Raw genomic sequence first — 23,949 nt, 5'->3', positions numbered from 1 at the left:
CTACCTGGCCTGAAATGTGGATATTGCGGACAGTTCGTCCCAGAGTTCGCGCTCCCGATCCGTCAAGGACTTGGGCGACCGGATGACTATGCGCACGAACTGGTCTCCCTGACTCGCGCCCTTGCCAAGCCCCTTGCCGGCCAAACGCAACTTCTGACCGCTGCTCAGGCCCGCCGGAATGTTCATGTCCACAGGACCGTCCAGGGTTGGGATGCGTACCGAGCAGCCAAGCACGGCCTCCCAGGGCGCCAGACGCAGATCATAGATCACGTTCACGCCTTCGAGGCGAAACAAGGGATGCTCGGCTATGGAGACTTGCAACAACAGGTCGCCCGCCCGGCCGCCGCCTGATCCCGGAGAACCCTGGCCGGAGAGGCGGATCTTGGCGCCATCCTTCACGCCCGCAGGGATGTTGACCTCCAGGGTCTTGGACTGCAGGTGCGGCATGCCGTCGGCGCCGCGGACCTGCTCCTGCAGGGTGATGGTCTTGAGACCGCCGCGATAGGCTTCTTCCATGCTGAGGGTCAGACGCACCTCAGCGTCGTGGCCCTTGCTGCGCATGGGGCGCCCGAAAGGGTCACCGCCAAAACGACTCCCGAAGCCTCCGGACTGGCCAAAACCTCCGGCCTGACCAAAAATCGTTTCAAAAAAATCGCTGAAACCCTCTCCGCCGAATCCGCCTGAACGGAACTGGAAATTCTCGTACCCTGGAGGCGGCTGAAAATTCTGCCCTTCCTTCCAGTTTGGTCCCAGTGAATCGTAAAGCTTGCGCTTTTCCGGATCCTTCAAGACTTCGTAGGCTTCGTTGATTTCCTTGAACTTGCCTTCGGCGGCAGGATCGCTCGGGTTCAAGTCGGGATGATATTTTCGGGCAAGTTTCTTGAAAGCCTTGCTTATCTCTTCCTGGCTTGCACCCTTGGCCACTCCGAGCAGATTGTAATAATCTTTATATTCCAAAGCTGTACCACTCCTTATGCTCGTAATGTACGCGAATAGATAATACCCGACCCAATCAAGTCAACAATTTGACACAAAATTTCAGACTTGATCATAACGCGAAAATTCAGGGTTCAACGGTAAAAGAGCAAGCCAAAGAGGGCGTCCAAAATACGCCCATAAATCCACGTCCACGGCCCCCACCTTTTCGGCGAGAACCCGCCTGAAATGGATCTCCCGTCTGATCAGGCCGTCGAGTTCAAAACAGATCGCGGTCGCGGAGTCTCGCTCTGTCTGGGCCAGGCGAAGGGCTTGCGTCATGGGAAAACTGCTTTCATGCTCTTCGATGCAGGCCCAAAGCCCCGATCCCTTTTCGACTATGTCCTCGCGGGACAAAGTCGGCTCGGCCATGGCCTTGTGGATCGCATCGGTGTCGGCACAAAAAAGAGACCTGCATTCAAGAGGCCTATGGCCGTACACCGCGCACGACTTTTCCCGGGGCAGGAAATACACGCATTCCCAGCCCGCGCCTTTCCCACGAATCTTCATCAATTCCAAAGGCAAAGGCTGCAAGGACTGTGTCCGTGGATCAAAAGCCAATTCCCCTCGCCTCAGGCATACTACATCCTTCATGGGAATGTGCTCGAGCAATCCCTTATCCGCCTCGTGCAGAGCGGGCCCGCCCTTTTCACAACATGTTCCGCATCGCCGACATGTACTCAACGCCATTTTCTCTCCACGGTCTTAAGATCAGGTCAACACTCTAAAAACAGCTCGTCCAGCTCCCATCGTCGTCTGCTTCATTCTGATAGCCCCATGACCAAAACAGTCAATGCCCCGGAAAAGCGAAAAGCCGGACTTGCCGGCTTTTCGAGGATATTTGCGAGATGGTTTCAGCAGCTAGTTGTAGAGCTCACTCTCAAGCCACTGCTTCACATCGGCGTTGACGGGATAAATGCCCTTGTGGTTGTACACGCCCTTCATGAACTTGTCGGCCAGTTTTTCAGGAAGCGGCAACACGGCCAGTTCGTCGGCTCCATCGGAGTTGCGGTACAAAAGCGTAACTATCGGCTTATCATCCCAGGTATTCACGACAAAGTAGTGAGAATGATCTTCCTTTCCCTTGACTGCGTACTGGTAGCCACCGCGATAACCGTTGTTTCCCCATTCCAGATAAATGGCGACCGCATCTTCAGGGGTCATTTCCCAATCGATTATCAGGTCCTTGAAAGCTCTTAACTGTCCCATAATTCACCTCCGTTTCTCTTGAGATGAATTATTAATAACAATTACTAGAAACGTCAAGAGGACTATTTCAATCTGATATCAGGACACGGTTGGCCGGCGTTGCGGCATTCCCTGTAAATCCTGGCGGCTGAAACGAAATTCCCGGCCCAAAGCGGGTTCCCCAAGGCATGCATATGCGTATATCCAGCCAGACAATTTCGGTGCAAGACGCCATCGTGCCCCTTGGCCATGCCTTGCCCGAGTTCAATCTGAAAGACAAAAGAGTCTATGCCGCTGGTATCGACGCAGCGCGAATAGTGAAATTCATGTCCGGTCAGACGGGTTTGTAGGGGATAAAACGGGTTCGGAGAGGCTATGAGAGCGCTCGTGTACCCGTGCCCCTGCGGTTTCTTGAAAACCTTGGTCTCCAGAGGGAAAACATCAGCCATGGGGTAAGAAACGCCTTCGTAGTGAAGCTCCCGACTCAAGTACATGAGTCCTCCGCATTCGGCATAAAGCGGCATGCCGCCAAGGACGCGCTCTTGGACAGACTTTCGCATGGAGGCGTTTTGAGTCAAACCCTCCGCCAACGTCTCGGGAAACCCACCACCCATGTAAACAGCATCGACTGCGGGAATCTCGTGGTCTGCCAAAAGGCTGAATTCAACCAATTCGGCTCCGGCGTGACGCAGGGCATCGAAATTTTCCTGGTAATAGAACCATAGCGCGGCATCGCGGGCGACACCGATGCGCACTGGGGCGGCCGTGCGAGAAGTTGGATAAAGCGGAGCCAGATCCATCTGGGCAGCAGGAGCTTGGTGGGCGATATTCAGACAGGCATCAAGGTCGGCATGCGTGCGTAAAAATGCGGCAAGCTCTGAAAAGGGGTCACGGCTGTACTCGGCATCGGAGATGAGTCCCATGTGCCGTTCCGGGATGGGATTGTCCGAAAGCTTGGGCAGAACGCCAAGAACCTGCACATCTGTATACTTCTCGATGGATTGCCGCAGAATCTTTTGATGTCTGCCACCGGCGGTCCGGTTCAGGATCACGCCCCTAATATCCACTTCGGGGTCGAACATGGTCAGGCCAAGAATGATGGCGGCCATGGTCCTCGTCACCTTGGTGCAGTCGGCCACGATGATAACAGGACATTTGAGAGATTTGGCAAGTTCGGCAGAGGAGCAGGAACCCAGGACATCCTTGCCGTCATAGAGTCCCCGGTTGCCTTCCAGCAGAGCTAGGTCAAAGCTCTGCGCCCTGGACCAAAAAAGGTTCCGAAGCACTTCGGAAGACAATAAAAAAGGATCCAGATTGCTTGTGATGCTCCGGCTGGCTAAACCAAGCCACTTGGCATCAATATAATCTGGACCCTTCTTGAAGGCCTGAACTGTCAGACCTTGCTCTGTGAAGGCGCGAGCCAGCCCCAAGCTGACGATAGTCTTGCCGGAACCGCCACCAAGGCCGGCAACAAGTATCCGGGGACACGTCAGTGAAGAGGCAGGCATCAGAAAATCTTAATCTTCGCCTTCTGTGTGTGCCTGCTTTCCAGCGCCGGGAACACCGTACATGGTGGTGCTGCCGCTGGACCAGTATTCAAGAACACCTTCAGACACAAGCTGGTTGATTACTTTTTTGGCTTCGCGCATTTTCATATCGGGAAAAAGAGCGGCCAAGTCATTGAAGTAAAACTTCGATTTCTGCTTGGACTTGGACTGGATGAACTCCAACACGATCTCTTTAGGATCTGCCATGCTCGCCTCTCTTATGGTTTAGGGCCGACTTGCGTCGGCCCTATAGGTTGTCGGTTCTTAGCGACCAGTTTAGAACTTGAAGTTCGTGGTCTGGCGCCAAGTGTAGTACGCAGGATCACGGAAGTCATCAATCATGTGCTCGGAGAAATCCAGTTCGCACTTCTCGAAGAAACGCTCCCAACCAATGCGCTCAGCCCAGTCACCAACACGCTCGTACTTGCGGGCGTCGGCAGCGTAGGCTTCGACGATCTGGCGGATGGTCTTGGCCAGTTTGGGCCAGCGAGGCGGTTCGTTGGGGATGAAGGCCACGACGACCTTGGAGAACTTGGGATTGCTGATGCGGTTGGAAACCTTGCCACCGGCCATGATGACCAGGCCGTCACCAGTCTGGTCGGACAGGGGCAGGGACGGACACATGGTGTAGCAGTTACCGCAGAACATGCAGCGCTCGTTCTTGATGGCAACGGTGTTCACGGTCTTGGTCTCGCCCTTTTCGGTGACGATTTCCTTCTTGGTCGGACGGATGGCGCCTACGGGGCAGGCGGCAACGGCCAACGGAATTTCGCACAGGTTGTCCAGCCACTCGTGGTCGATGACCGGAGGCTTGCGGTGATAACCAAGGATTGCGATGTCGGAGCAGTGTACGGCGCCGCACATGTTCAGACAGCAAGCCATGGAGATGCGAACCTGGGCAGGCATGCGCATCTGGCCGAACTCTTCGAAGAGTTCATCCAGAACGACCTTGACAGTGCCGGAAGCGTCCGTCGCAGGGGTGTGGCAGTGAACCCAACCCTGGGTGTGGACGATATTGGTGATGCCGGCGCCGGTGCCGCCAACGGGGAACTTGAAGCTGCCACCTTCGAACTTCTGGGCATTCAAGTACTCTTTAAGCTTCTTGGCTTCATCAAGAGTGGTGACCATGAACTCGATGTTGTTACGGGTGGTGAAGCGCAGGTGCCCACCGCAGAACTTGTCGGCGATTGCGCAGATTTCGCGAATGTGGCCGACAGACATCAGGCGAGCGCCGCCGCAACGAACGGTGTAGACTTCGTCGCCGCTCTCGGCCTTGTGCATCAGGATGCCGGGTTCACAGATTTCATGCCACAGCCACTGCCCTTTGTTCTTGGCAATGACCGGAGGAAAGAAGTCGGAAGCATGGCGGGGGCCGATGTCCGAAATCCTGTTTTCCATTGGTTTTTCGGGATTGTATCCGGAAGAAACAAAAGCCATTTTCAACCCCCTTCTTATCTCTGATGGTGTTTACGGTAATCCGCGATGTCGCGATCCCAGCCGCCTTCAACGTCCTCTTCCTTCCAGAAGATGTACGGGTTGTGACGGGGTTCCATAACATGCTGAGGCACAGGAGTCAGGCCGACAGCGGCGATGGCCTTGGCCAGGCCCTGACGCTTGATGAGCTCACCAAGACGCTCACGGTTCTTGCCTTCTTCCATCCACCATTCCCAGATACCTTCGATGATTTCCTTGATCTCATCGTAGGGATCTTCGACCTTGATGAAGGGCACGAGCAGGGAACCCATCTGGGCGCCATCGAGAATCGGAGCCTTGGCGCCAACCAGGATGGAAAGACCGCGGTCATTACCGATGCGCAGTGCGCGGGGCATGACGTTCAGACAGTGCATGCAACGGGTACATTCGCGGTTGTTGATCTGCAGCTTGCCATCTTCCATCCACATGCATTCGGTGGGACACAGATCGATGACTTCCTTCTGGATGTCAAAGGCTCCCCAATCCTTACCGGAATGCGCGCCGCCGTTGGGCTGGATTTCGCCACCGACATAAGCGGCGACAGCTTCCTGGTCGATGCGGATGTCGTCACGCCATGTGCCGATGAAGGACATGTCGGAACGAGCGATGGAAGCCACACAACCATTCGGGCAACCATCAAACTTGAATTTAAACTTGTAGGGGAAAGCAGGGCGATGCAGTTCGTCCTGGTATTCCTGAGTCATCTGATAGCACAGTTCCTGAGCGTCGTAACATGCCCATTCGCAACGGGAGTCACCAAGACAGGAGGCGGGGGTACGCAGGTTGGAACCGGAACCACCCAAGTCGTTGTTCATCTTGTGGGTCAGCTCAAAGTAGAATTCTTCCAGCTGAGGAGTGGTCGTTCCCAGCAACACGATATCGCCGGTGGCGCCATGCATATTGGTCAAACCGGAGCCACGCATGTCCCACAGGTCACAGAGCTGCTTCAGGAAATCGGTCGTGTAGTACATGCCCGCGGGCTGAGCGACACGAACGGTATGAAAATGAGCAACGCCGGGGAACATCTGGGGCTGGTCACAATAACGGCCGATTACGCCGCCGCCATAACCGAATACGCCGACGATTCCGCCGTGCTTCCAGTGAGTGGTGCCATCCTTGTAGGACAGTTCCAGGATTCCGAGAAGGTCATCACAAACGTCAACAGGAATCTGGTATTCCACGTTATTCTCGTTTTTATGACGTCTCTCGGCTTCCTCCTTGATGTCCGCCACAAAACTCGGCCACGGACCGCTCTGAAGCTGATCCAGCAACGGGGTCGCATGTTTAGCCATTACACATCCTCCTTAAAAAGATTAGACCGTGCACAGTCATCGCGCTGGTATTAAACTACTGCGCGACCCTCAACCTCTTAACAATTTCAGCTAGTTCTGAAAAATTGATGCTCGTGAATCTTCGTACAATGCCGTCGTTTTGTCAACCGGTATTTCGTTCAACCCAGTCTGGGCTTGACTTAACGGTACTGCTTGATTTCTTCAAGCACTTGAGCTTCAATCTCAAACCCCGTTTCTAAAGCCTTGTCGAAATACATGATCGCCTTCTTGGGTTCGCCCTTGTCAAGATAGGCAAGACCGATGTTATTGTATGCAGGGCCAAACATCGGTTCAATTTCGAGCGCTTTTGAGCATTGCATGATGCATCCGTCCGGATCGCCAAGAGCAAGATAAGCACTGCCAAGCGTAGTATGAGCCTGGATGAATTGCGGATCAAAGCTCAATGCCTTTTTAAGCGCCTTCACAGCCTTGTCGGGATTTTGCTGCTGCATGTGCACAAATCCGATGTTTCCCCACGGAACAGCAAAGCGTGGCCGTACTTCGGCAGCTTTTTTGTTCATCTTGAGACATTCATCGAGATCACCCTCGTGCATCGCCAAACCGCCAAGCTGCACATAGGCTTCGGCGATGTTTGGCTCCAGCGCCAGCACTTCTTCAAATGCTTTCTTCGCTTCAGTCAGGTTCCGATCAGCAACCAGAGAAACGCCCAGATTATACAGAAGTGCAGCAGAATCCGGATTATCTTGCAATGCGGCCTTTAATGCATCGACACTTTTAGGACCATAATCAGCTCTTTGTTTCATAAGTACCTACCTAGGGCATATAGTCGTTGATATCGATATTGTGCTTTTCAAGTTCTGCAGCATACCATCTGGAAAATTCGAACATTCCAATGTATCGCTCATCACCGTTCACCATGCCCAAGCACATTTCAAGAACGCCCTGCCCATAGGCATTGCTGTACTTTTCAGGGGCATGATTCTGCAAATATTCACGCACAAGCTGCTGAGTCGTGCGCTTTGTTCCGTCGGTCCGCCATTCGATCGGCTCCTTTGGCTCGGCAAAAGGATTCCAGCGATCGTAGCCTATTCGGTCAACGAACTTGCGCCTGCGTGGAGCCATCTTTTCATAGATGGCCTTCTTCTGCGCTTCGTGCTCGTCAGTCATGTTCATGGGTCTATGCATCTTTGCCTCCGGGTTCAGAAGTCCCCTGCTCAATGGGCGCCTCGGCCTGGACACCGCCAGTGCCAAAAAAATCATCGGAATAAACCGTCATGAGCGCCGTGGAGACAGGCACGTGCATCAGGCGAAAATCGGCATACTGGGAACCAACAGAATCCAGAACCCGGTTACTGAGCGACAGGAGCATGTCCTGAATACGCTCAAGCTTGACGGCTGGATAGGGTCGACCGGGTTCGAAACCCGACAAACCGCAAGTATGGGATTTCCCGCCGATATCAAGAGGGATTCCGTAAATCCGGCACGTGATTGGACGGTAAGAGTAAAGAGCGCACTTGTCTGTGGAATCGAGGAGCGGACAGCGAAGGCGTTCCTTGGCCGTCCTGAGCAAAATTTCGGAATGATCGACTTCACCGGCCTCTTTCGAAGCTTTTTTCTTGAGAAGATACGCTTTGCGGTCGGCCTTGTCGGCTTCGATCAGAATTTCATTCCTGCGGATTTCATCAAGCTCGAAAAATTTGTGATTGAGGTACATGGCCTCGATCAGCGTAACATCGAAAAGGGCGTGACAACAATCGCTGCATCCTTCCTTGCAACGCACTTCAGAAGCGAAATTGCCCGAAACCTTTTGAAAGACGGCATCGACTTGAGCCACAAGCGATTCATATTCCGTGAAAAATTGCGATAAATCCAGATTCATGGAGAAATTCCCTCGCTGGGATACGTTCAATCCCGCAGAAATGGCGATTACATGAAAAAAAAGGGACTTAGGATAAAAACTTCAGGCCGGGCACAGCGTGAAATTCAAAATTGAAATTGCCGGAGGTAACTGGCAGGCCCCGGCAGGGCCTGCCATAAAAAAAGACCTAGTTTTCTTCGATGACGATGGCGTTCTGCTCGCAAACTTCGATGCAGGATTCGCAACCAAGACATTCCTCTTCGTTCACAGGGACGGCCTTGCCATTCTGAAGCTCATACACTTCAACAGGGCAAACATCCACACATTCGCCACAACCGATGCACTTGTCGCTGTCGACGATAACCGAATAACCCATGATCAACCTCCAAAATTCTTTTTAATTCCCGCTTATGCGGGTTGAATAAGGGACCCTTACACACCTTCAAAAAGGCTGTAAACCTAAATAGCGGCCTTGATGACAAAGGGAATTAACCCTTTAATTTCAAGGGATAAGAAAATGCGGGCGCTATAAATAACGCCCGCGATTATCTTGTTATTCGATTTCCTGCTTAACGCCGATCGCGACCTTGTAGAGGATGGTCAAAACCAGGAAGCCCGTGGCGTAGATGCCCAAGGATACGCCAAGCTCCAGTTGGCTGGGCACATATTCGGTGATCTCATGCAGCGGGTTCGGCACAAAGCCACCACCGATCATTCCCAGGCCCTTATCGATCCAGGCGCCGATGAAGATAAGCAGGCAGCCGATGATCAGCAGGTTGTCCTGCTCCCTGTTCTTGGGAACGATCAGGATAAGGATACCGACAACGGCCATGATCATGGCCGACCACATCCAGGGCACCAGCACTCCGTGTCCATGATAGCCGACGAACAGGTACTGAAGGTGAGCCATGTGCGAGGGAATCTGGCTGTAGAAAACCGTGAACACTTCGCACAGGAGCAGAAAGAGGTTCACGCACATGGCGTAGACCACCGTCTTTCCAAGCGTGGACAGTACGCCCTTACCAGGATCAAAGCCGGTAAAGATCTTGGCGATATACGTCACCAGAATCAGGAATGCGGGGCCTGCGGCGAAGGCTGATGCCAGGAAGCGCGCGGCCAGCACGGCGGTCAGCCAGTAACCGCGGCCGGGCAGACCGCAATACAGGAAGGCCGTGACCGTATGGATGGAAACAGCCCACGGAATCGACAGATAAATGAAGAACTTGATCCACTTGGGGGGCGCGACCTGTTTGCGCTCGGCCTCAAGGGTAACCCAGCCCACGAGTATGTTGATGAGCAGGTAGCCGTTCAGAACCACCATGTCCCAAAACAGCACGGAGTTGGGTGTGGGATGAAGGAGAACGTTCATCAGACGCTGCGGAGAACCGAGGTCGGCGACAATGAACAACAGGCACAAAATGACCATGGCCACGGCGTTGAACTCACCAAGAATGAGAATCTTGCCGAACTTCTGGTAGTTGTGAAGGTATTTCGGAATCACCAGCATGACGGCCGATGCGGCCACGCCGACCAGGAAGGTGAACTGCGCGATGTAAAAACCCCAGGTGACATCACGGCTCATACCCGTGATTGTCAGACCGTGCGAGAGCTGTTGCCAATAACAAGCAGCCCCGATGCTCATCAGCAGGAGCAAAAAGGCTATCCAACCCCAATAAATTTTTGATCCATTTATGGCTTTTTCAAGCATGACTTACCCCTTACACGAGATAGTAAACACAAGGTTTGGTTCCAAGGTACGGGCTGCGCCTGATCGAAAAGCGCTCAGCTAGCAACTGGCGCACATTGGATTCGGGGTCATCCAAGTCCCCGAAAGTAATGGCCCCTGCGGAGACTTCAACGCACGAAGGCATTTTTCCTTCAGCCAGGCGCTCGGCACAGAATTCACACTTCTCGACCACGCCCTTGGTACGGGTGGGGTAATCAAGATCAATCTTTTCAATGAACGGACGCGGATCCTTGAAGTTGAAGCTTCTCGAACCGTAGGGGCATCCGGCCATGCAGTAACGACAGCCGATACAGCGATGAAAATCCATCATGACGATGCCGTCTTCACGCTGGAAAGTGGCCTTTGTGGGACAAACCCGCACACAGGGGGGATTATCGCAATGGTTGCACAAGGCCAAGGCCGACTTGGCTCCGGCTTCAGGCTGATATTCGTGATGGTTGTCCAGGAAGAGATGTTCCATTGATGTTTCCCAGATCCACTTAAGGTTCTGATTACCGGGAATATTCGGAACATTATGCGTAGTGTGGCAAACGTTTGTCACATCCGCAATTATCTCATCGGACAATTTGGCGGTGTCGATGACCATGGCCCACCGGGAGGCCTTGAGGGCATTGGGACCGGAGTGAACAGAATGCCGGGACGCAAAAAGCAATCCTTCTCTTGCCGTCCCTCCTCCGGCAGCAAGCAGCTCGGAGGCAGGACGGACTCCCCAGCCCAAAGCCGCCACCGCAGCGATCTTCAAGAAGTCTCTACGCAAAGTTTTCATTTGTTTTCCCCCTTCGGATCAACATGACAATCCCAGCAGTAGGGGTTCACCGAAACGGTCGCATGGCATTTGTCGCAGAACTGATCCTTTTTCTCATGGCACTTCATGCAAGTCTTGCTCAGACTCTTCTGGAAAACCTGATGGTTGGCCTTGGAATGATACTCATGCTCCCCACCGCGAACGACTTCGTCGCGCCAGTTGTTGAGCATGGCCATGTGCTCGGCGCGCATGAATTCCACGCTTTCCACACAGTCCTTGGCGTTCTTGGGCTTTTCCAACTCGGGTCTTTGATATGCGGCGCTGCCGATGTTGTTCCAAAACGGATAGGTCATGAAGACCACGAACACGGCAAGACCGATCAGAATTTTATTCTTGTCGTACATTATTCATCCTCCATCCCGGGCAGGTCTTCACCGCGCAGATCGGTTTCGCGTTCCTTTTCACCAGGAAAGACCAGGGCATTGGCAACAAGTTCATGCAAGCCGCAAACATCGACTTCCGGTACCCAGTACTGCATGGAATTGGGCAGTACAGCCCGGTCGATGGCGCAGACGCATCCGAGCATGTTCACGCCGTATTTGTCATGGACATACTTGACGGCATTGGCGCGGGGCAGTCCGCCCATCATGCGCAATTCGTCGTTCTCACCGGCATTCAGACCGGCGCCGCCACCGCAGCAGAAGGTCTGCTCGCGGATGGTGCCCTCAGGCATTTCGGTGAACTTCTCGACAACGCTCTTGGCGACGAAACGGGGTTCGTCGAGAAGACCCATGCCGCGAGCGGGGTTACAGGAGTCATGCCAGGTCAGATGAATGTTGGCGTTGCGCTTCTTGTTCAGATTGAGCTTGCCGTGCTTGATCAGGTCCGCCGTGAATTCGGCGATGTGGACCATCTTGGTGCTGGCCGCATTCTTGAACACCGTTCCGGTAATCGGATTGGAGGGCACTTCCATGCGTGAATGCTGGAATTCGGGCCCGTTCAACGTGTCCATGTACTGATGGATGACGCGCCACATGTGACCGCATTCGCCACCAAGAATCCATTTCACGCCCAAGCGGTCGGCTTCCATGTACATCTTGGAGTTGAGGCGTTTCATGGTCTCATGGGAGGTGAAGAAACCGAAGTTTCCGCCCTCGGAAGCGTAGGTGGACCAGGTCACGTCCAGTCCGTATTCGCGCTTCAGGTACTCGAACAGCATGAGATAACCCATGCAGGTATAGGTACCCGGATCGGCGAAAACGTCTCCGGAGGGGGTGATGAAGAGAATGTCGGCGCCCTTCTTGTTGAACGAAGGCTCTGGACGGATACCGGTGATATCTTCGATGTCGTCACAGAAAAAGTCGATCATATCGAAGAAAGCGTGCGGCTGGATGCCAAGATGGTTGCCCGTACGGTAGCAATTGGCCACCGGGGTGGCGATCCAGTCGATGTTGAGGCCCAGCAGGTTCAGGAGTTCGCGGCCGATGATAGTCACCTCGGCGGTATCAATGCCGTAAGGACAGAAGACGGAACAGCGGCGGCACTCGGAACACTGGAAGAAATAGTACCACCATTCCTTGAGAACCTCGGGAGTCAGCTTGCGCCCACCGGCAAAGCGGCCCAGAATCTTGCCGAAGGTCGTAAATTCGCCGCGATAGACGGAACGCAGCAGCTCTGCGCGCAGCACAGGCATGTTCTTCGGATCACCGGACCCGATGAAGAAATGACATTTGTCCGCGCAAGCGCCGCAACGCACGCAGATGTCCATGAAGATTTTGAACGAGCGATACTTCTGCAGACGCTCGCGCAGGCCGTTAAAGATGATTTCCTGCCAGTTCTCCGGGAGCTTCCAGTCGTCGTCGAGAGGATTCCACTTGCGGGCATGAGGCAGGCCCACGTAGTTCACGCTGTCCGGGTTGGCTGCGTAACAGTACCGGCCGGGTTTGATCTCCACCGGCACGTCCATCCAGTCCGCCTTGGGCGGAGTGTAGTCGATATTCGCAAAAAGCGCTTCAGGGCGTGGCAGATCAGACATTACTCGGCTCCTTCTGCTAGAGGCTTGTCCACGGGAAGATCCTTGTCGACCATCTTCTCACGGAATTCGTCCTCGTATTCTTCATATGTGTGATAATGAACGTTCTCGAACTTCCAGGGGTTGATGTGCCTGAACTTTCTGGAAGCACAGTTCATGTTGCGAGTGGGCGAAAGGAACACGCCGCCCATATGCATGAGTTTGCTGAGCGGAAAATAGGCCAGCAGGACGGAAACCAGGAACATGTGGATGTAGAACATCACCCCGATCCCTTCCGGAACGACCCAGGAAAATGTCACCAGCCCCATGGCCAGCTGCTTGACGGAAATGATGTCGACCTTGGCGAAATACCGCATGAAAATTCCCGAAAAGGCGATGCCGAGAATCAGGAACAGCGGAAAGTAATCCTGCACCAAAGATATGTAACGGATCTGGGGAACCACTACGCGGCGCACAAAAAGATAGGTCACGGCGGCGACAAACACGACGTCGGTAAGATAGAGCGTCGGAGCGCCGATCTGCAGCATGCTGTCCATGGCTTCAATGCCGGCGATAATGCCTGGCACCGGCTCTGTGAAAAAGCGCATATGCCGCAGGACAATGGTCAAAAAGGAATAGTGGAAAGCCAAGGCGCCAAGCCACAACCATTTGCTTGAGCTGTAGGTAACCTTTGTACCTTCGTGCAGATCAACCTTGGTATTGCGAAACAGCGACCTGAACAACAACACTTCCAAAAGCATCCGCATCACGACGCCGCCCGTGGTGGATGGATTTTCGATGGTGCTCTGCTTGATCCATGGCAGGGACTCCTGCTGGCCGCATGTAGTGGGGATACAAAACGGCACAGCCGATTTCCCCCAATCCACAACTCTCATACAGAATCCCACCACAAAAACCGCGACTGCCAGGAAGGGTATGTACAGCCCAAAGGCTTTTTCCATACCCAACGCCCCGGCGCCCACTAGGGCTAATGCCGCGAGGGCAAAGACCAGGAAAAGGGAGTAAAGAGCTTTCATGTACCTTTTACCTCGCTAAAGGGTTAACACAAAAAATATACTTAACGGACACTACCCCGCTACCTCCTCGTCTTTCAATAAATTAGCCCTCTCAAGCAATTTATGAGTTCTACTATATAACTGATTCGCTTTTTGCTTCCAAAGAAGCTCTCTGCAATTCATGTAAAGATCAAATCCGAGCATTGTCAGTCTATCGACACGAGTGTTCCAGTCATGCAGCATGGCGCTAGCTTCTGGGGCAGGACAAGTCTTCTCAAGCTGACGGAGAACTATCTCCTTGAGGGCAGGAAGAAAACACAGCGCAACAGACGGAGCGAAGCCTTGCACAGCTCTGATGCGCAAGATTCCGTCGAGATCGGTGGAGCACTCATCAACGTCCGCATCGCTGAGCAGTACCTTATATATGCGCTCGACGTTGTTGCGAAAAGTATGTCCCACGGGATTGGCGAACTGATTGGAAGATCCGGAAAAAAACTTGGCGCCCTCTTCAGGATAGGTCTTGATGATAGCCTCTGACCATAGAGCACAAATGACGTGATGGTTGTCGGCCAAAAATTTGTGTAGTTCCATAAATACCTTAAATCACAGCGTGTTATACTATTTGCCGGTTGACCGCGCAACGCGTTGGAAGAACAGGACAGATTTGCGGGGTTCTTAAATCACCTCCCCATCAAGGTCAAGCTGTTTGTGAAAAATGAGACAAGGAGGCGCCCCAAACTTGGTCATGAATCCAGTACGTTAATCGACCTTGCTGCTGCCGGGTCTCAACCATCAAATGATGCGATTAGTCAACTCCCCAGTGGGGTGCATGCACACTTCGGACTAGGCATCCAGCGTCGCCTATGCTACCTGTGCCGCCACATCCACACCAACTTTCGACCATTCAACGGCGTATCCATGAAGCTGCGAATTCTTTTCATTTCCCTGCTTTGCGTCACCTCCTTGCTGGCCTTGTCCGTCTTTGACCCCGCCGCCGCGCAGGACGAAGCTCCCCAGTCCTGGCGCCTGCTGGCCGACAAAACGGCCGCAAGCCACGACAACCAGTACCTTGAAGCATTCGGAAACGTCGTCCTGGACAGGGGTAGCGACTATATCCGTGCCGATTATGCGCGTTATTATCAGTCCACGAAATGGGTCTTTCTCAAAGGCAATGTCGACGCCAGATTTCAAGGCGATTTCATGAAGGCCGAGGAAGCGGAGTTCGATCTCAACACGAATACCGGATGGCTCAAGAACGGCCAGATCTTCATGCAAGACCCGCATATGTATTTTGAAGGCGCGGTTCTCAAAAAAACAGGCCAGGACACGTACGAATTTCGTGAAGCCACCATCACGGTCTGCGATGGAGACCGGCCGGCCTGGTCGATCAAGTCGTCACGAGGCGACATCACGGTGGACGGCTATGCCCACCTCTGGACGCCCAGGTTTCAGATTCTCGATCAGCCCGTACTTGCCGCGCCCTACGCGGTGATACCAGTCAAGACCAAAAGACAAAGCGGCTTTCTCCTCCCGGAGATCGGCACCAGCGACCGCCTCGGCATCACCTACGACCAGCCCTATTATCAGGTCATCGACGAAGAGCAGGACGTCACGCTCTATTCGCACCTCATGACCAGCAAAGGCCTCATGCTCGGCGCCGAATACCGCATGGTGCCCGACATCCACAGCAAGGGAATCTGGAAGCTCGATTATCTCTATGACCAGCAGACCGAAAGCGAGTCGCTTTACAGCGACAACGCCGACATGGCGCGTGAAAACCGCAATCGCTGGTGGGCTCGCGGCAAATTCGACGGCTACCTCGGCGAGCCTGACTGGAATATCAAATTCGATCTGGATATGGTTTCTGATCAGGATTACCTGCGTGAATTTTCGCGCGGATACTCCGGTTTCAACAAAAGCCGTCGTGATTTTCTTCAATATTTTGGTCGCGACATCGAAGACAGCGACAGCAATCTGCGGATCAACCGTGCCCTCCTGAGCCGCAACTGGGGCGACATAGGCTTCCAAGGACTTCTGGAATACACGCAGAATCTTGAATACGGCAGCAATAATAACCTCACCGAAAAACAAAGAGCCTCCGACCCCACGCTGCAGAGGCTCCCTGAACTCAACCTTCATTTATATCAGACGCAGCTGTTTGACACTCCATTGACCGTTGAAGGAAGTTCACAGCTGGCCTCATTTTGGAGAGAATACGGGACTACAGGCAACCGTTTTGATATTCATCCCGTAATCGGCATGCCGATGCACTTTGAATATGGATCCATAATTCCAAAAGCAGGCATGCGCAGTACAAGCTATTTCATACAGCGATTTGAAGGCGATGATGACAATGTCGACACGGACAAGAGTACTCAGACAAGATTTCTTCCTGATTTTTCCACAACGGCCTACACCGAATTTTCTAAAATTTTTACCATTAATGAAGAAAGCAGCATCGATAAAGATGCACAAACTCCGACATGGCTGAAATTGAAACACGCTCTTCAGCCGCGTCTGGAATACAATTATATCCCCTATTCCGAGCAGGAAAAATATCCCTATTTTGACGAAACTGATCGGATTGACGCAAAAAACGAGCTCAAATACTCCATTACGAATATTTTCACCTGCAAAACCGGAAAATGGCAGCCAAGTCCTGAAGAAAAGGGGGAGCCTGGTCTGCAGATGGACTTCTTTGAAATGGCGAGACTGCGCTTTGAGCAGTCTTACAGCCTCCGGGAAGAAAGACGGAACGACGACACGGACGAGTACCCCAACCGTCCCTTTTCCGACGTGCTGACGGATCTGACCACCAGAATCAATCCCTGGCTTTACCTGAACAACAAGACTTGGTTCTCCACGTACGAAAGCCGGATTACCGAGCATGAGCACTCCCTTTCAGCCTACTATGACGATCTTTTGTACGCCTCGTTCGGCCTGGATTTTCTTGAAGAGATCGACGAATACCTGCGTCAGGAACAGGAGCGCCAGCGCATCGCCTCTTTCGGCGGCGGGATTGCCATAAACAAGCAATGGAGCGCCGCCTTTTTGTACCGTGTCGATTGGGAAGCCAGCACCGATCTGGAAAAAAGGCTGACCTTGCGCTATGACCACCAGTGCTTCTCCGCTGAAACATCATGGAGCCAAACCGACGAGGACTCCCGCTTCGAATTTCGTGTCATCCTCGCACAATTGGGATCATTGGGCCGTTAAGACATGCATCCGGAAAAACAGATCCGCCTCCTTCCTCCCGAGTTACAGAACCAGATCGCTGCCGGCGAAGTTGTCGAACGGCCCTCCAGCGTCCTGAAGGAACTTGTCGAGAACTCCCTGGATGCGGGCGCGACCCGAATCCGCATTCAAATCCGGGACGGTGGACAATCATCCATCAAAGTCAGTGACAACGGATTCGGCATCCCGGAAGAGCAGCTTGAACTTGCCGTGACGCGCCACGCCACCAGCAAATTGGAAAACCTTCAGGACCTGCAGGACATAAAAAGCTTCGGATTTCGCGGAGAAGCCTTGCCAAGCATAGCTTCGGTCTCCCGCTTTCGCATTGCCTCCGCCCGCCAGGATGGCGATGGCGGGGCCCTGGAAGTTTTGCATGGGCGCATTGTGCGTCAGGACAAAACCGCCATGCCCCAAGGGACGGAAATAGAGGTCAGCGATCTTTTCTCCAACGTCCCGGCCCGCCTCAAATTCCTGAAAAAACCAGGCACCGAGACACGCAAATGCGCCGAACTTGTAGCTCGCATCGCACTTGCCAACCCCCATGTAGATTTTGAGTTCCTGAATGCCGAACGCAGCGTACACCGCTTCCTGGCAGGCCAGGAAGTCTCGCAGCGACTTGCGGCCATCTGGCCGAGAGAAGTTGTCGAATCCATGCATGCAGTCAGCCATGAGGATGAGCCGCTGTCCATTCACGGACTTGTCGGCGACCCCGCCATGGCCCAGGCCCGGCCGGACCGCATTCTTATCTACGTCAACGGCCGCCCTGTTCAGGACAAGACGATCCTGAGCGCCATCCGCGAAGCGTACCGGGGAAGAATTCTTGGCAAGGAGTATCCGCAGGCGGTCATTTTTCTGTGCATCCCCCCGGATGAGGTCGATGTGAACGTGCATCCGGCCAAAACCGAAGTTCGTTTTCAGGACGACGGCTCCATTTTCCGGATCGTTCGCAGAGCCGTCCTTCTGACCTTGGAGCGCAATTCACACCAGACGCAGACCGTTGATCACTCCCAGCCGCTTTCCATAAGCCAGGTGCATACGACTTTGCCCGTGATGGAGCCTCGTTTTTCCGCATCCGCCCAGGCGCAGGTTGAAACGGGACCGAATCTCCCCATCTATGACCAGGATTGGCCTCAAAAATTTGCATCCTCGGCCGCCGCGCAAAAACTCTTCGAGACTCCGGACGGCGCGTTCCCCAAAGCCGACCAGTCAAGTCGGCACACACCTGCGTTCCAGCCATCCTCAGATCCGACGAGCGCTCAAAAAGCTCCCACGCCATCGGAAGTACGATATCTCGGACAATTTGCCCAAACATACCTGATCCTGGCCGCACGCAGCGAAATCACGCTTATCGACCAGCACGCGGCCCACGAACGCGTCCTGTTCAACATGCTGCGCGCCCAAAGCACGCGCGGCGACAGACGGCCGCTTCTCCTTCCCCTTGAAATTTCTCTTCATCCCGCGCAGGCGATCCTGGCGCAGGAAATCTGGACAAAACTCGACGAGCTGGGGTTTTCTCTTGAACTGGCCCCGGGACTCCTGATGCTGCATTCCATTCCGACGCTCCTGACACCATCCAAGGCCAAGGAATTTCTGCAGGACATCCTGACCGAGAAGGCCACCTCCATGGAAGATCTCTGGGCGATGATGGCCTGCAAAGCCGCCATCAAGGCCGGAGACACCCTCACGCCGGACGAGGCGATGGCGCTTGTCGAATCATGGCAAAAACTGCCGGAAAAAAATTACTGCCCGCATGGCCGCCCGGTTGCGCTGCGGTGGGGTGTAAGCGATCTGGAAAAATTGTTTAAACGCCGCTCCTAGAGCGCTCATTTCCATCAGAATTGGACCACAGGAGGATTGTTTGAATATTCTTATAGTTGGAGCCGGTGGACGGGAACACGCCCTGGCATGGAAGATCAGTCAAAGTCCGCTTCTGGACAAATTGTTCATAGCGCCGGGCAATGGTGGAACCGCCCTTCTGGGCACCAACGTCCCACTCAAGGATAACGACGTGGAAGGCATTGTCGCTTTTGCCCGCGACAACCAAATAGGGCTTGTCGTCGCCGGACCGGAGCTGCCCCTTGTCCTTGGGCTGAACGAGGCCCTGAAAGCGGTGAATATCCCTTGTTTCGGCCCGTGCACTTTTGACGCTCAATTGGAAGGCTCCAAGGCATTCGCCAAAAACATGATGCGGGAAACCGGAGTACCGACAGCAGACTTCCAAGTCTTCGACAGTCATGAGCGGGCTCTGGAATATGTGCGCGGGCACTCCCTGCCCATGGTCATCAAGGCTGACGGCCTGGCTGCCGGAAAAGGCGTGGTCATCGCCCAAAGCATGGACGAAGCAGAAGAGGCCCTAAGGGATATGATGGTCACGCAGGTGTTCGGAGAGGCCGGACAAACAGTCGTGGTCGAAGAGGCCTTGATCGGCGAGGAAGCTTCTTTCATGGCTTTTTGCGACGGGACCACGATCGTGCCCATGCCATCGTTGCAGGACCACAAGCGCATCGGGGACGACGACACCGGCCTCAACACCGGCGGCATGGGTGCCTACAGCCCCGCCCCCATTTTGCCGCAGGAGAATTACGAGGCCATGGCCGATCTGGCCATCCGTCCTATTACCAGACATCTGGCGTCCATTGGCCAGCCCTTCAAAGGCGTTCTCTATGCCGGCTTGATGATCACTGAGCAGGGCACTATGGTGCTGGAGTATAATGTCCGCTTCGGTGATCCCGAATGTCAGCCGCTCATGGCCAGGCTCAAATCTGATCTGGTGGAAATCATGCTTGCTTGCGTGAACGGCACCCTTGCTCCAGAGCTGGTGGAGTTCCACGAGGAGACCAGCTGCTGTGTCGTGATGGCCGCTCTGGGCTACCCGCAAAGTTATCCCAAAGGAATGGCCATCAACGGCATCGAAGCCGCGGAGCAGATCGAATCCGTCAAAGTCTTCCAGGCCGGCACACAGTTGCAAGACGGCATTCCCGTCAGCAGCGGCGGGCGGGTCCTGGGCGTCACAGCCCTGGGCACGGACCTGCGTCAAGCGCGTGAGCGGGCTTACCAGGCGGTGGACAAAATCCATTTTGAAAACAGCTATTATCGCAAAGATATCGCTAACAAGGGCTTAAGGAGGTCATGATGCCACAGGTAGCAATCTTCATGGGAAGCAAGTCCGACGAGAGCACAGTGCGCCCTTGCGCGGATGTCCTGGAAAAACTGGGAATTTCCTGCACCTTCACCATCACGTCAGCTCATCGTACACCGGAGCGCACCTCCCGCCTGATCAAGGAACTGGAAGAAGACGGGGTTCAGGTCTTTATCTGCGCTGCCGGCCTTGCCGCTCATCTGGCAGGTGCTGTTGCGGCCAAAACGGTGCGTCCGGTCCTTGGGATACCAATTTCCGCGTCATCGCTGGGAGGCTGGGATGCGCTGCTGGCCACCGTTCAGATGCCCCCCGGATTTCCTGTTGGCACGCTGGCTCTGGACAAGGTCGGAGCACGCAACGCGGCCTGGCTTGCAGCCCAGATTCTGGCCCTCCACGATCCTGAGCTTACGAAACGGATACTTGAGGAACGGCGTAAGATGATCGAGCAGGTGGAAGAAGACGCAAAGACTCTGTAAAATCATGAGCACAAAAAAAAGGCGACCCGATGGGTCGCCTTTTTTTTGTGCTTATTTATTATCTTATTGGAGGTACTTGAAGAACTCGCTCTGCGGTGTCAGGACAAACTGGGTCTGATCCTTCATGGTCTTCTTGTAAGCATCCATGGTCCGCACGAATTCATAAAAATCAGGATCCTGGGACAGAGCCTGTGCATAGATGGCCGTTGCGGCGGCTTCGCCTTCGCCTCGGGTAGCCTCGGCGGCACGGCGAGCATCGGCCAGAATGACAGCCCGCTGGCGATCCGCCAGGGTCGTGATCTTGGTAGCCTCTTCCCGGCCTTCGGAGCGATACTGCTTGGCTTGGCGTTCACGTTCGGCCTTCATGCGGCCATAGATCGCAAGCTGGTTTTCCTGGGGCAAATCAGTCCGCTTAATGCGCACATCAATGATGTGAATCCCGTATTCACCCAACAGTACGTTAGATTTTGTTGTCACTTCGTCCATGATTGTGGATCGCTCAACGGCCACGATTTCGGTGAGCGTATAACGGCCCAAGGCTTCGCGCAACTGTGAGTAAACAATATCATCAATGCGGGACAAGCCATTTTGTACACTTCGAACTTTTTGATAAAACAAAAGGGGATTGACAATCCTCCATCTGGAAAAGTTGTCAACAACCATGTTTTTCTTATCCTGGGTAAGAATTTCTGCAGCAGGTGCATCGTATTCGAGAACCCTGGAATCAAAAAATATGACATTCTGAACAAAAGGAAGCTTGAAATGCAGGCCAGGTTCATAGTCAGCATTGCCGACAGGTTTACCCAGCTGCAAGACGATAGCTCGCTCAGTCTGATCAACCACAAAAACACATTGCAGCAGAATGAAAACAGCTATGCCTATTCCGGCTATTGCAAATTGAATTGATCTCATCAGTTCACTCCTCCGTCTTTACCCTGGCCGTTCACGGCAGCCTTTCCGGAGCGCTGCAAAGGCAAATAGGGGAATACCCGCTGCATGGAATCATTAGAGATAATAATTTTCTCCACTTCGGGCCTGGAAAGGATCTCTTCCATTGTTTCAAGATAAATGCGCTTTTTGGTGATGTCCTTTGCTTTCCGGTATTCTTCAAGGACATAAAGAAAACGATCGCTGTCACCCTTGGACTGCAGGATCTTGGTTTCCTTGTAAGCCTGCGCCTGGTTCATGATGGCTGCGGCCTCACCTCGCGTGCGTGGAACCAGATCATTCTCGTAGGCTTCCGCCTCATTGATGAAACGACTCTTGTCCTCTTTGGCGCTGGCGACATCCTTGAAGGCGTCAATGACCTGGCGAGGAGGATGAACATCCTGCAACTGAACGGCGACAACCCTGATGCCGATCTTGTAGCTGTCCAGGATTTTTTGCAGCAGATCACGCGTGTCATTCTGGATGGTCAGCTTGTCATCGGTGAGGGCGGCATCGATCTTGTTATAGCCGATGACTTCACGCATGGCCGCTTCGGCAGCATCCTTGACAGTTTTATCCTGATTGGCGACGTTGAACAGATAGTCCTGTGCGTTATCGATCAGGAACTGAACGATGAACTGGACGTCGACGATATTTTCGTCGCCGGTGAGCATCAGGGATTCCTCTGGGACCTGCCGTACCTGGACACCTGAACCTGCGGTAAAGGCGGTGCTCCCACGAAATCCAACTTCAAGCCGCTGAATCTTGGTGACTTGAGGAGTCAGCACGGATTCAAACGGAAAAGGCAGCCGATAATGCGGTCCAGGTTCAGTGGTGCGTTCATAGGCACCAAAGCGTTTGACAACGCCAACTTCATCCGGCTGAACGATATAGATACCGCTCCCGAGCCAGAACAAAAGGGCCACAAGCAAGATGATTCGCCAACCTGGCAAATTCATCTGTTTAAACTGTTTGACTTTTTCGTTTAAATCACCAAGATCCGGCCCAGGCATGGGGCCAGACTGCCTCTGTCGTTTTTCTTGTAGTTTTTCCCAGTCCCAATTCATAGTGCTCCTTCGTAAAAGACTCCCACCGCAAGGTCAAGGAATCGTGGACAACGCCTGGATAATCGCATCAACCTGCCAAACAATAAAAATGAGGATAACGTGAGCGATACATTGATTACTATCTATACCGACGGCTCAAGCCTGGGCAACCCTGGTCCGGGTGGCTGGGGCGCAGTGCTCCTGTGGGCCGATTCGAGAAAGGAACTGAGCCGAGGGTACATTGAAACCACGAACAATCGCATGGAAATCCGGGGAGTTATTCATGCCCTGGAGCACCTAAAAAGGCCGTGCACCGTGCATATCCATTCAGATTCGCGCTATGTGTGCGACGCCATATCCAAAAAATGGATTCAGTCCTGGATAAAGAACGGCTGGCTGACCTCGGCCAAAAAACCTGTCAAGAACAGGGACCTTTGGGAGCAGCTCCTGGCTTTGTTAAAAAAACACAAGGTGATATTCCACTGGGTGAAAGCTCACGAGGGAAACCCGGAAAACGAACGCTGTGACGAATTGGCCAAGAATGCGGCCAAAGCTTATGATCGCGAAATTGATGAAGGATATTCCGGGAATATATGACATGTCCATCCCTAATCGTCACTGCAAAACTCTAAAAAAAACGAACTTTTTAGAGACCACTCCGAAATTTTCAAACCCGGAAGAGCAGTTCGAATGCGTGGACAAGAAACGCGATGCCTATCCCTATTTTGACGGCCAAGCCAAGAACCTTGCCAATCATGGCGCCCAAAGCCGCTTTCTTGGCCTCGACAAACGGGCGATGGTTCATCAGCTCAACTCCAAGACAACCCAAATAAGCCCCGCCTACCGCGCCTAAAAGGGCGCCAAGGCCAAGAAAAAAAGGGGCTCCAAGAATCGCTCCAAAGATGGCACCGGCAAAGGCACCCCAGTTCCCCGAGGAAGACGCACCATATTTGCGAGCGCCGACGGCTTGCAAGGCAAACTCGATGCACTCGCCAAGAAAGGCAACTGCAACGAATACCAAAAAAGTGGTCAATGTAAGGGGAGATTCAGGAGTAATCCAGGACCAGGCACCCAAGATCAGGATGATGAACCAGTTTGCCGGAAAAGAAAAAATATGGGTGAAGAAAGCGAGGACAAGCAGAAGAAAGGTGAGGATGGCGAGAGTGACACTCATTGTATGGAGAAGAGAATAAAAAAGTCCTGGCGACGACCTACTTTCCCACAAGTGAACTTGCAGTATCATCGGCGCTGGAGGTCTTAACTTCCGAGTTCGGA

Annotated in this window: 25 protein-coding genes and 1 rRNA gene; 5 read left to right on the top strand and 21 right to left on the bottom strand. The window is 53.5% G+C overall.

Annotated features, from left to right (window positions below; genetic code table 11):
* The 17 genes from BMZ24_RS17675 to BMZ24_RS17595 form a co-directional block, all read right to left on the bottom strand.
* Window positions 1–957 carry a DnaJ C-terminal domain-containing protein gene (locus BMZ24_RS17675; RefSeq protein ID WP_092194139.1) on the bottom strand — a complete coding sequence of 319 codons (957 nt, stop codon included), beginning with the start codon at window positions 955–957 and terminating at the stop codon, window positions 1–3.
* A gap of 81 nt (window positions 958–1,038) precedes the next feature.
* Window positions 1,039–1,665, bottom strand: coding sequence for a YkgJ family cysteine cluster protein (locus BMZ24_RS17670; RefSeq protein WP_092194137.1), 627 nt, complete (start codon window positions 1,663–1,665; stop codon window positions 1,039–1,041).
* Window positions 1,666–1,836: 171 nt separating this feature from the next.
* Window positions 1,837–2,184 carry a DVU0772 family protein gene (locus tag BMZ24_RS17665; RefSeq protein ID WP_092194135.1) on the bottom strand — a complete coding sequence of 116 codons (348 nt, stop codon included), beginning with the start codon at window positions 2,182–2,184 and terminating at the stop codon, window positions 1,837–1,839.
* A 62-nt stretch (window positions 2,185–2,246) separates the two neighbouring features.
* Window positions 2,247–3,671: a cobyrinic acid a,c-diamide synthase CobB gene (locus BMZ24_RS17660; RefSeq protein WP_092194133.1), complete on the bottom strand. Its 1,425-nt coding sequence runs from the start codon at window positions 3,669–3,671 to the stop codon at window positions 2,247–2,249.
* A gap of 9 nt (window positions 3,672–3,680) precedes the next feature.
* Window positions 3,681–3,917, bottom strand: coding sequence for a dissimilatory sulfite reductase D family protein (locus BMZ24_RS17655; protein ID WP_092194131.1), 237 nt, complete (start codon window positions 3,915–3,917; stop codon window positions 3,681–3,683).
* 69 nt (window positions 3,918–3,986) lie between these two features.
* Entirely contained in the window at window positions 3,987–5,147 is a 1,161-nt protein-coding gene (dsrB, locus tag BMZ24_RS17650) for a dissimilatory-type sulfite reductase subunit beta (protein ID WP_092194129.1), read from the bottom strand.
* A 14-nt stretch (window positions 5,148–5,161) separates the two neighbouring features.
* Window positions 5,162–6,475, bottom strand: a complete 1,314-nt coding sequence (gene dsrA / locus BMZ24_RS17645) for a dissimilatory-type sulfite reductase subunit alpha (RefSeq protein WP_092194128.1) — start codon at window positions 6,473–6,475, stop codon at window positions 5,162–5,164.
* 179 nt (window positions 6,476–6,654) lie between these two features.
* Window positions 6,655–7,278, bottom strand: coding sequence for a tetratricopeptide repeat protein (locus BMZ24_RS17640; RefSeq protein WP_092194127.1), 624 nt, complete (start codon window positions 7,276–7,278; stop codon window positions 6,655–6,657).
* A gap of 10 nt (window positions 7,279–7,288) precedes the next feature.
* A complete protein-coding gene (locus tag BMZ24_RS17635; RefSeq protein WP_092194126.1) occupies window positions 7,289–7,660 on the bottom strand; it encodes a hypothetical protein in 372 nt (123 codons plus the stop codon).
* Window positions 7,653–8,189: a YkgJ family cysteine cluster protein gene (locus BMZ24_RS17630; RefSeq protein ID WP_244150410.1), complete on the bottom strand. Its 537-nt coding sequence runs from the start codon at window positions 8,187–8,189 to the stop codon at window positions 7,653–7,655. Before BMZ24_RS17630 ends, BMZ24_RS17635 begins: the two co-directional genes overlap by 8 nt.
* Window positions 8,190–8,520: 331 nt before the next feature.
* On the bottom strand, window positions 8,521–8,709 hold the full coding sequence (locus tag BMZ24_RS17625; RefSeq protein ID WP_092194124.1) for a ferredoxin: 189 nt from the start codon (window positions 8,707–8,709) through the stop codon (window positions 8,521–8,523).
* Between the two features lie 177 nt (window positions 8,710–8,886).
* Entirely contained in the window at window positions 8,887–10,041 is a 1,155-nt protein-coding gene (dsrP, locus tag BMZ24_RS17620) for a sulfate reduction electron transfer complex DsrMKJOP subunit DsrP (protein ID WP_092194123.1), read from the bottom strand.
* A gap of 10 nt (window positions 10,042–10,051) precedes the next feature.
* Window positions 10,052–10,846, bottom strand: coding sequence for a sulfate reduction electron transfer complex DsrMKJOP subunit DsrO (dsrO, locus tag BMZ24_RS17615; protein WP_092194121.1), 795 nt, complete (start codon window positions 10,844–10,846; stop codon window positions 10,052–10,054).
* Window positions 10,843–11,229 carry a sulfate reduction electron transfer complex DsrMKJOP subunit DsrJ gene (dsrJ, locus tag BMZ24_RS17610; RefSeq protein ID WP_092194119.1) on the bottom strand — a complete coding sequence of 129 codons (387 nt, stop codon included), beginning with the start codon at window positions 11,227–11,229 and terminating at the stop codon, window positions 10,843–10,845. The genes dsrO and dsrJ overlap by 4 nt, the downstream gene beginning before the upstream one ends.
* The gene (dsrK, locus tag BMZ24_RS17605) at window positions 11,229–12,860 is read right to left on the bottom strand and encodes a sulfate reduction electron transfer complex DsrMKJOP subunit DsrK (protein ID WP_092194117.1); all 1,632 of its coding nucleotides are present in this window, start codon (window positions 12,858–12,860) and stop codon (window positions 11,229–11,231) included. Before dsrK ends, dsrJ begins: the two co-directional genes overlap by 1 nt.
* Window positions 12,860–13,873, bottom strand: a complete 1,014-nt coding sequence (gene dsrM / locus BMZ24_RS17600) for a sulfate reduction electron transfer complex DsrMKJOP subunit DsrM (RefSeq protein WP_092194115.1) — start codon at window positions 13,871–13,873, stop codon at window positions 12,860–12,862. The genes dsrK and dsrM overlap by 1 nt, the downstream gene beginning before the upstream one ends.
* Before the next feature lie 51 nt (window positions 13,874–13,924).
* Window positions 13,925–14,443: an RsbRD N-terminal domain-containing protein gene (locus BMZ24_RS17595; RefSeq protein WP_092194113.1), complete on the bottom strand. Its 519-nt coding sequence runs from the start codon at window positions 14,441–14,443 to the stop codon at window positions 13,925–13,927.
* Between the two features lie 54 nt (window positions 14,444–14,497).
* Between BMZ24_RS17595 and BMZ24_RS17590 the strand changes: the two genes are divergently transcribed.
* Genes BMZ24_RS17590 through purE form a run of 4 tightly spaced genes read left to right on the top strand, consistent with a single transcriptional unit; the run spans window position 14,498 to window position 20,701 of the window.
* Window positions 14,498–17,068 (top strand): LPS-assembly protein LptD, encoded by a 2,571-nt coding sequence (locus tag BMZ24_RS17590; RefSeq protein WP_143077952.1) that lies wholly within the window; start codon window positions 14,498–14,500, stop codon window positions 17,066–17,068.
* Window positions 17,069–17,071: 3 nt separating this feature from the next.
* Complete coding sequence (gene mutL / locus BMZ24_RS17585) at window positions 17,072–18,904, top strand: DNA mismatch repair endonuclease MutL (protein ID WP_092194109.1); 1,833 nt, start codon at window positions 17,072–17,074, stop codon at window positions 18,902–18,904.
* 40 nt (window positions 18,905–18,944) lie between these two features.
* Window positions 18,945–20,219, top strand: coding sequence for a phosphoribosylamine--glycine ligase (gene purD / locus BMZ24_RS17580; RefSeq protein ID WP_092194107.1), 1,275 nt, complete (start codon window positions 18,945–18,947; stop codon window positions 20,217–20,219).
* Window positions 20,219–20,701: a 5-(carboxyamino)imidazole ribonucleotide mutase gene (purE, locus tag BMZ24_RS17575; protein WP_092194105.1), complete on the top strand. Its 483-nt coding sequence runs from the start codon at window positions 20,219–20,221 to the stop codon at window positions 20,699–20,701. Before purD ends, purE begins: the two co-directional genes overlap by 1 nt.
* Window positions 20,702–20,764: 63 nt before the next feature.
* On the opposite strand, the gene hflC is transcribed toward purE, so the two are convergent.
* Complete coding sequence (gene hflC / locus BMZ24_RS17570; protein WP_092194103.1) at window positions 20,765–21,613, bottom strand: protease modulator HflC; 849 nt, start codon at window positions 21,611–21,613, stop codon at window positions 20,765–20,767.
* Entirely contained in the window at window positions 21,613–22,695 is a 1,083-nt protein-coding gene (hflK, locus tag BMZ24_RS17565) for an FtsH protease activity modulator HflK (RefSeq protein WP_092194101.1), read from the bottom strand. Before hflK ends, hflC begins: the two co-directional genes overlap by 1 nt.
* A gap of 99 nt (window positions 22,696–22,794) precedes the next feature.
* Between hflK and rnhA the strand changes: the two genes are divergently transcribed.
* Window positions 22,795–23,271 (top strand): ribonuclease HI, encoded by a 477-nt coding sequence (rnhA, locus tag BMZ24_RS17560; protein ID WP_092194099.1) that lies wholly within the window; start codon window positions 22,795–22,797, stop codon window positions 23,269–23,271.
* A 70-nt stretch (window positions 23,272–23,341) separates the two neighbouring features.
* On the opposite strand, the gene BMZ24_RS17555 is transcribed toward rnhA, so the two are convergent.
* Window positions 23,342–23,848 carry a DUF456 domain-containing protein gene (locus tag BMZ24_RS17555; RefSeq protein WP_092194097.1) on the bottom strand — a complete coding sequence of 169 codons (507 nt, stop codon included), beginning with the start codon at window positions 23,846–23,848 and terminating at the stop codon, window positions 23,342–23,344.
* 24 nt (window positions 23,849–23,872) lie between these two features.
* Window positions 23,873–23,949, bottom strand: a 5S ribosomal RNA gene (gene rrf / locus BMZ24_RS20545); the annotation flags it as partial.

The sequence above is a fragment of the Desulfomicrobium norvegicum genome (assembly GCF_900114595.1).
GTDB classification, from domain to species: domain Bacteria; phylum Desulfobacterota; class Desulfovibrionia; order Desulfovibrionales; family Desulfomicrobiaceae; genus Desulfomicrobium; species Desulfomicrobium macestii.
Note: the sequence above shows the minus strand (reverse complement) of the source record. Positions and strands in the feature narration are given on the sequence as shown.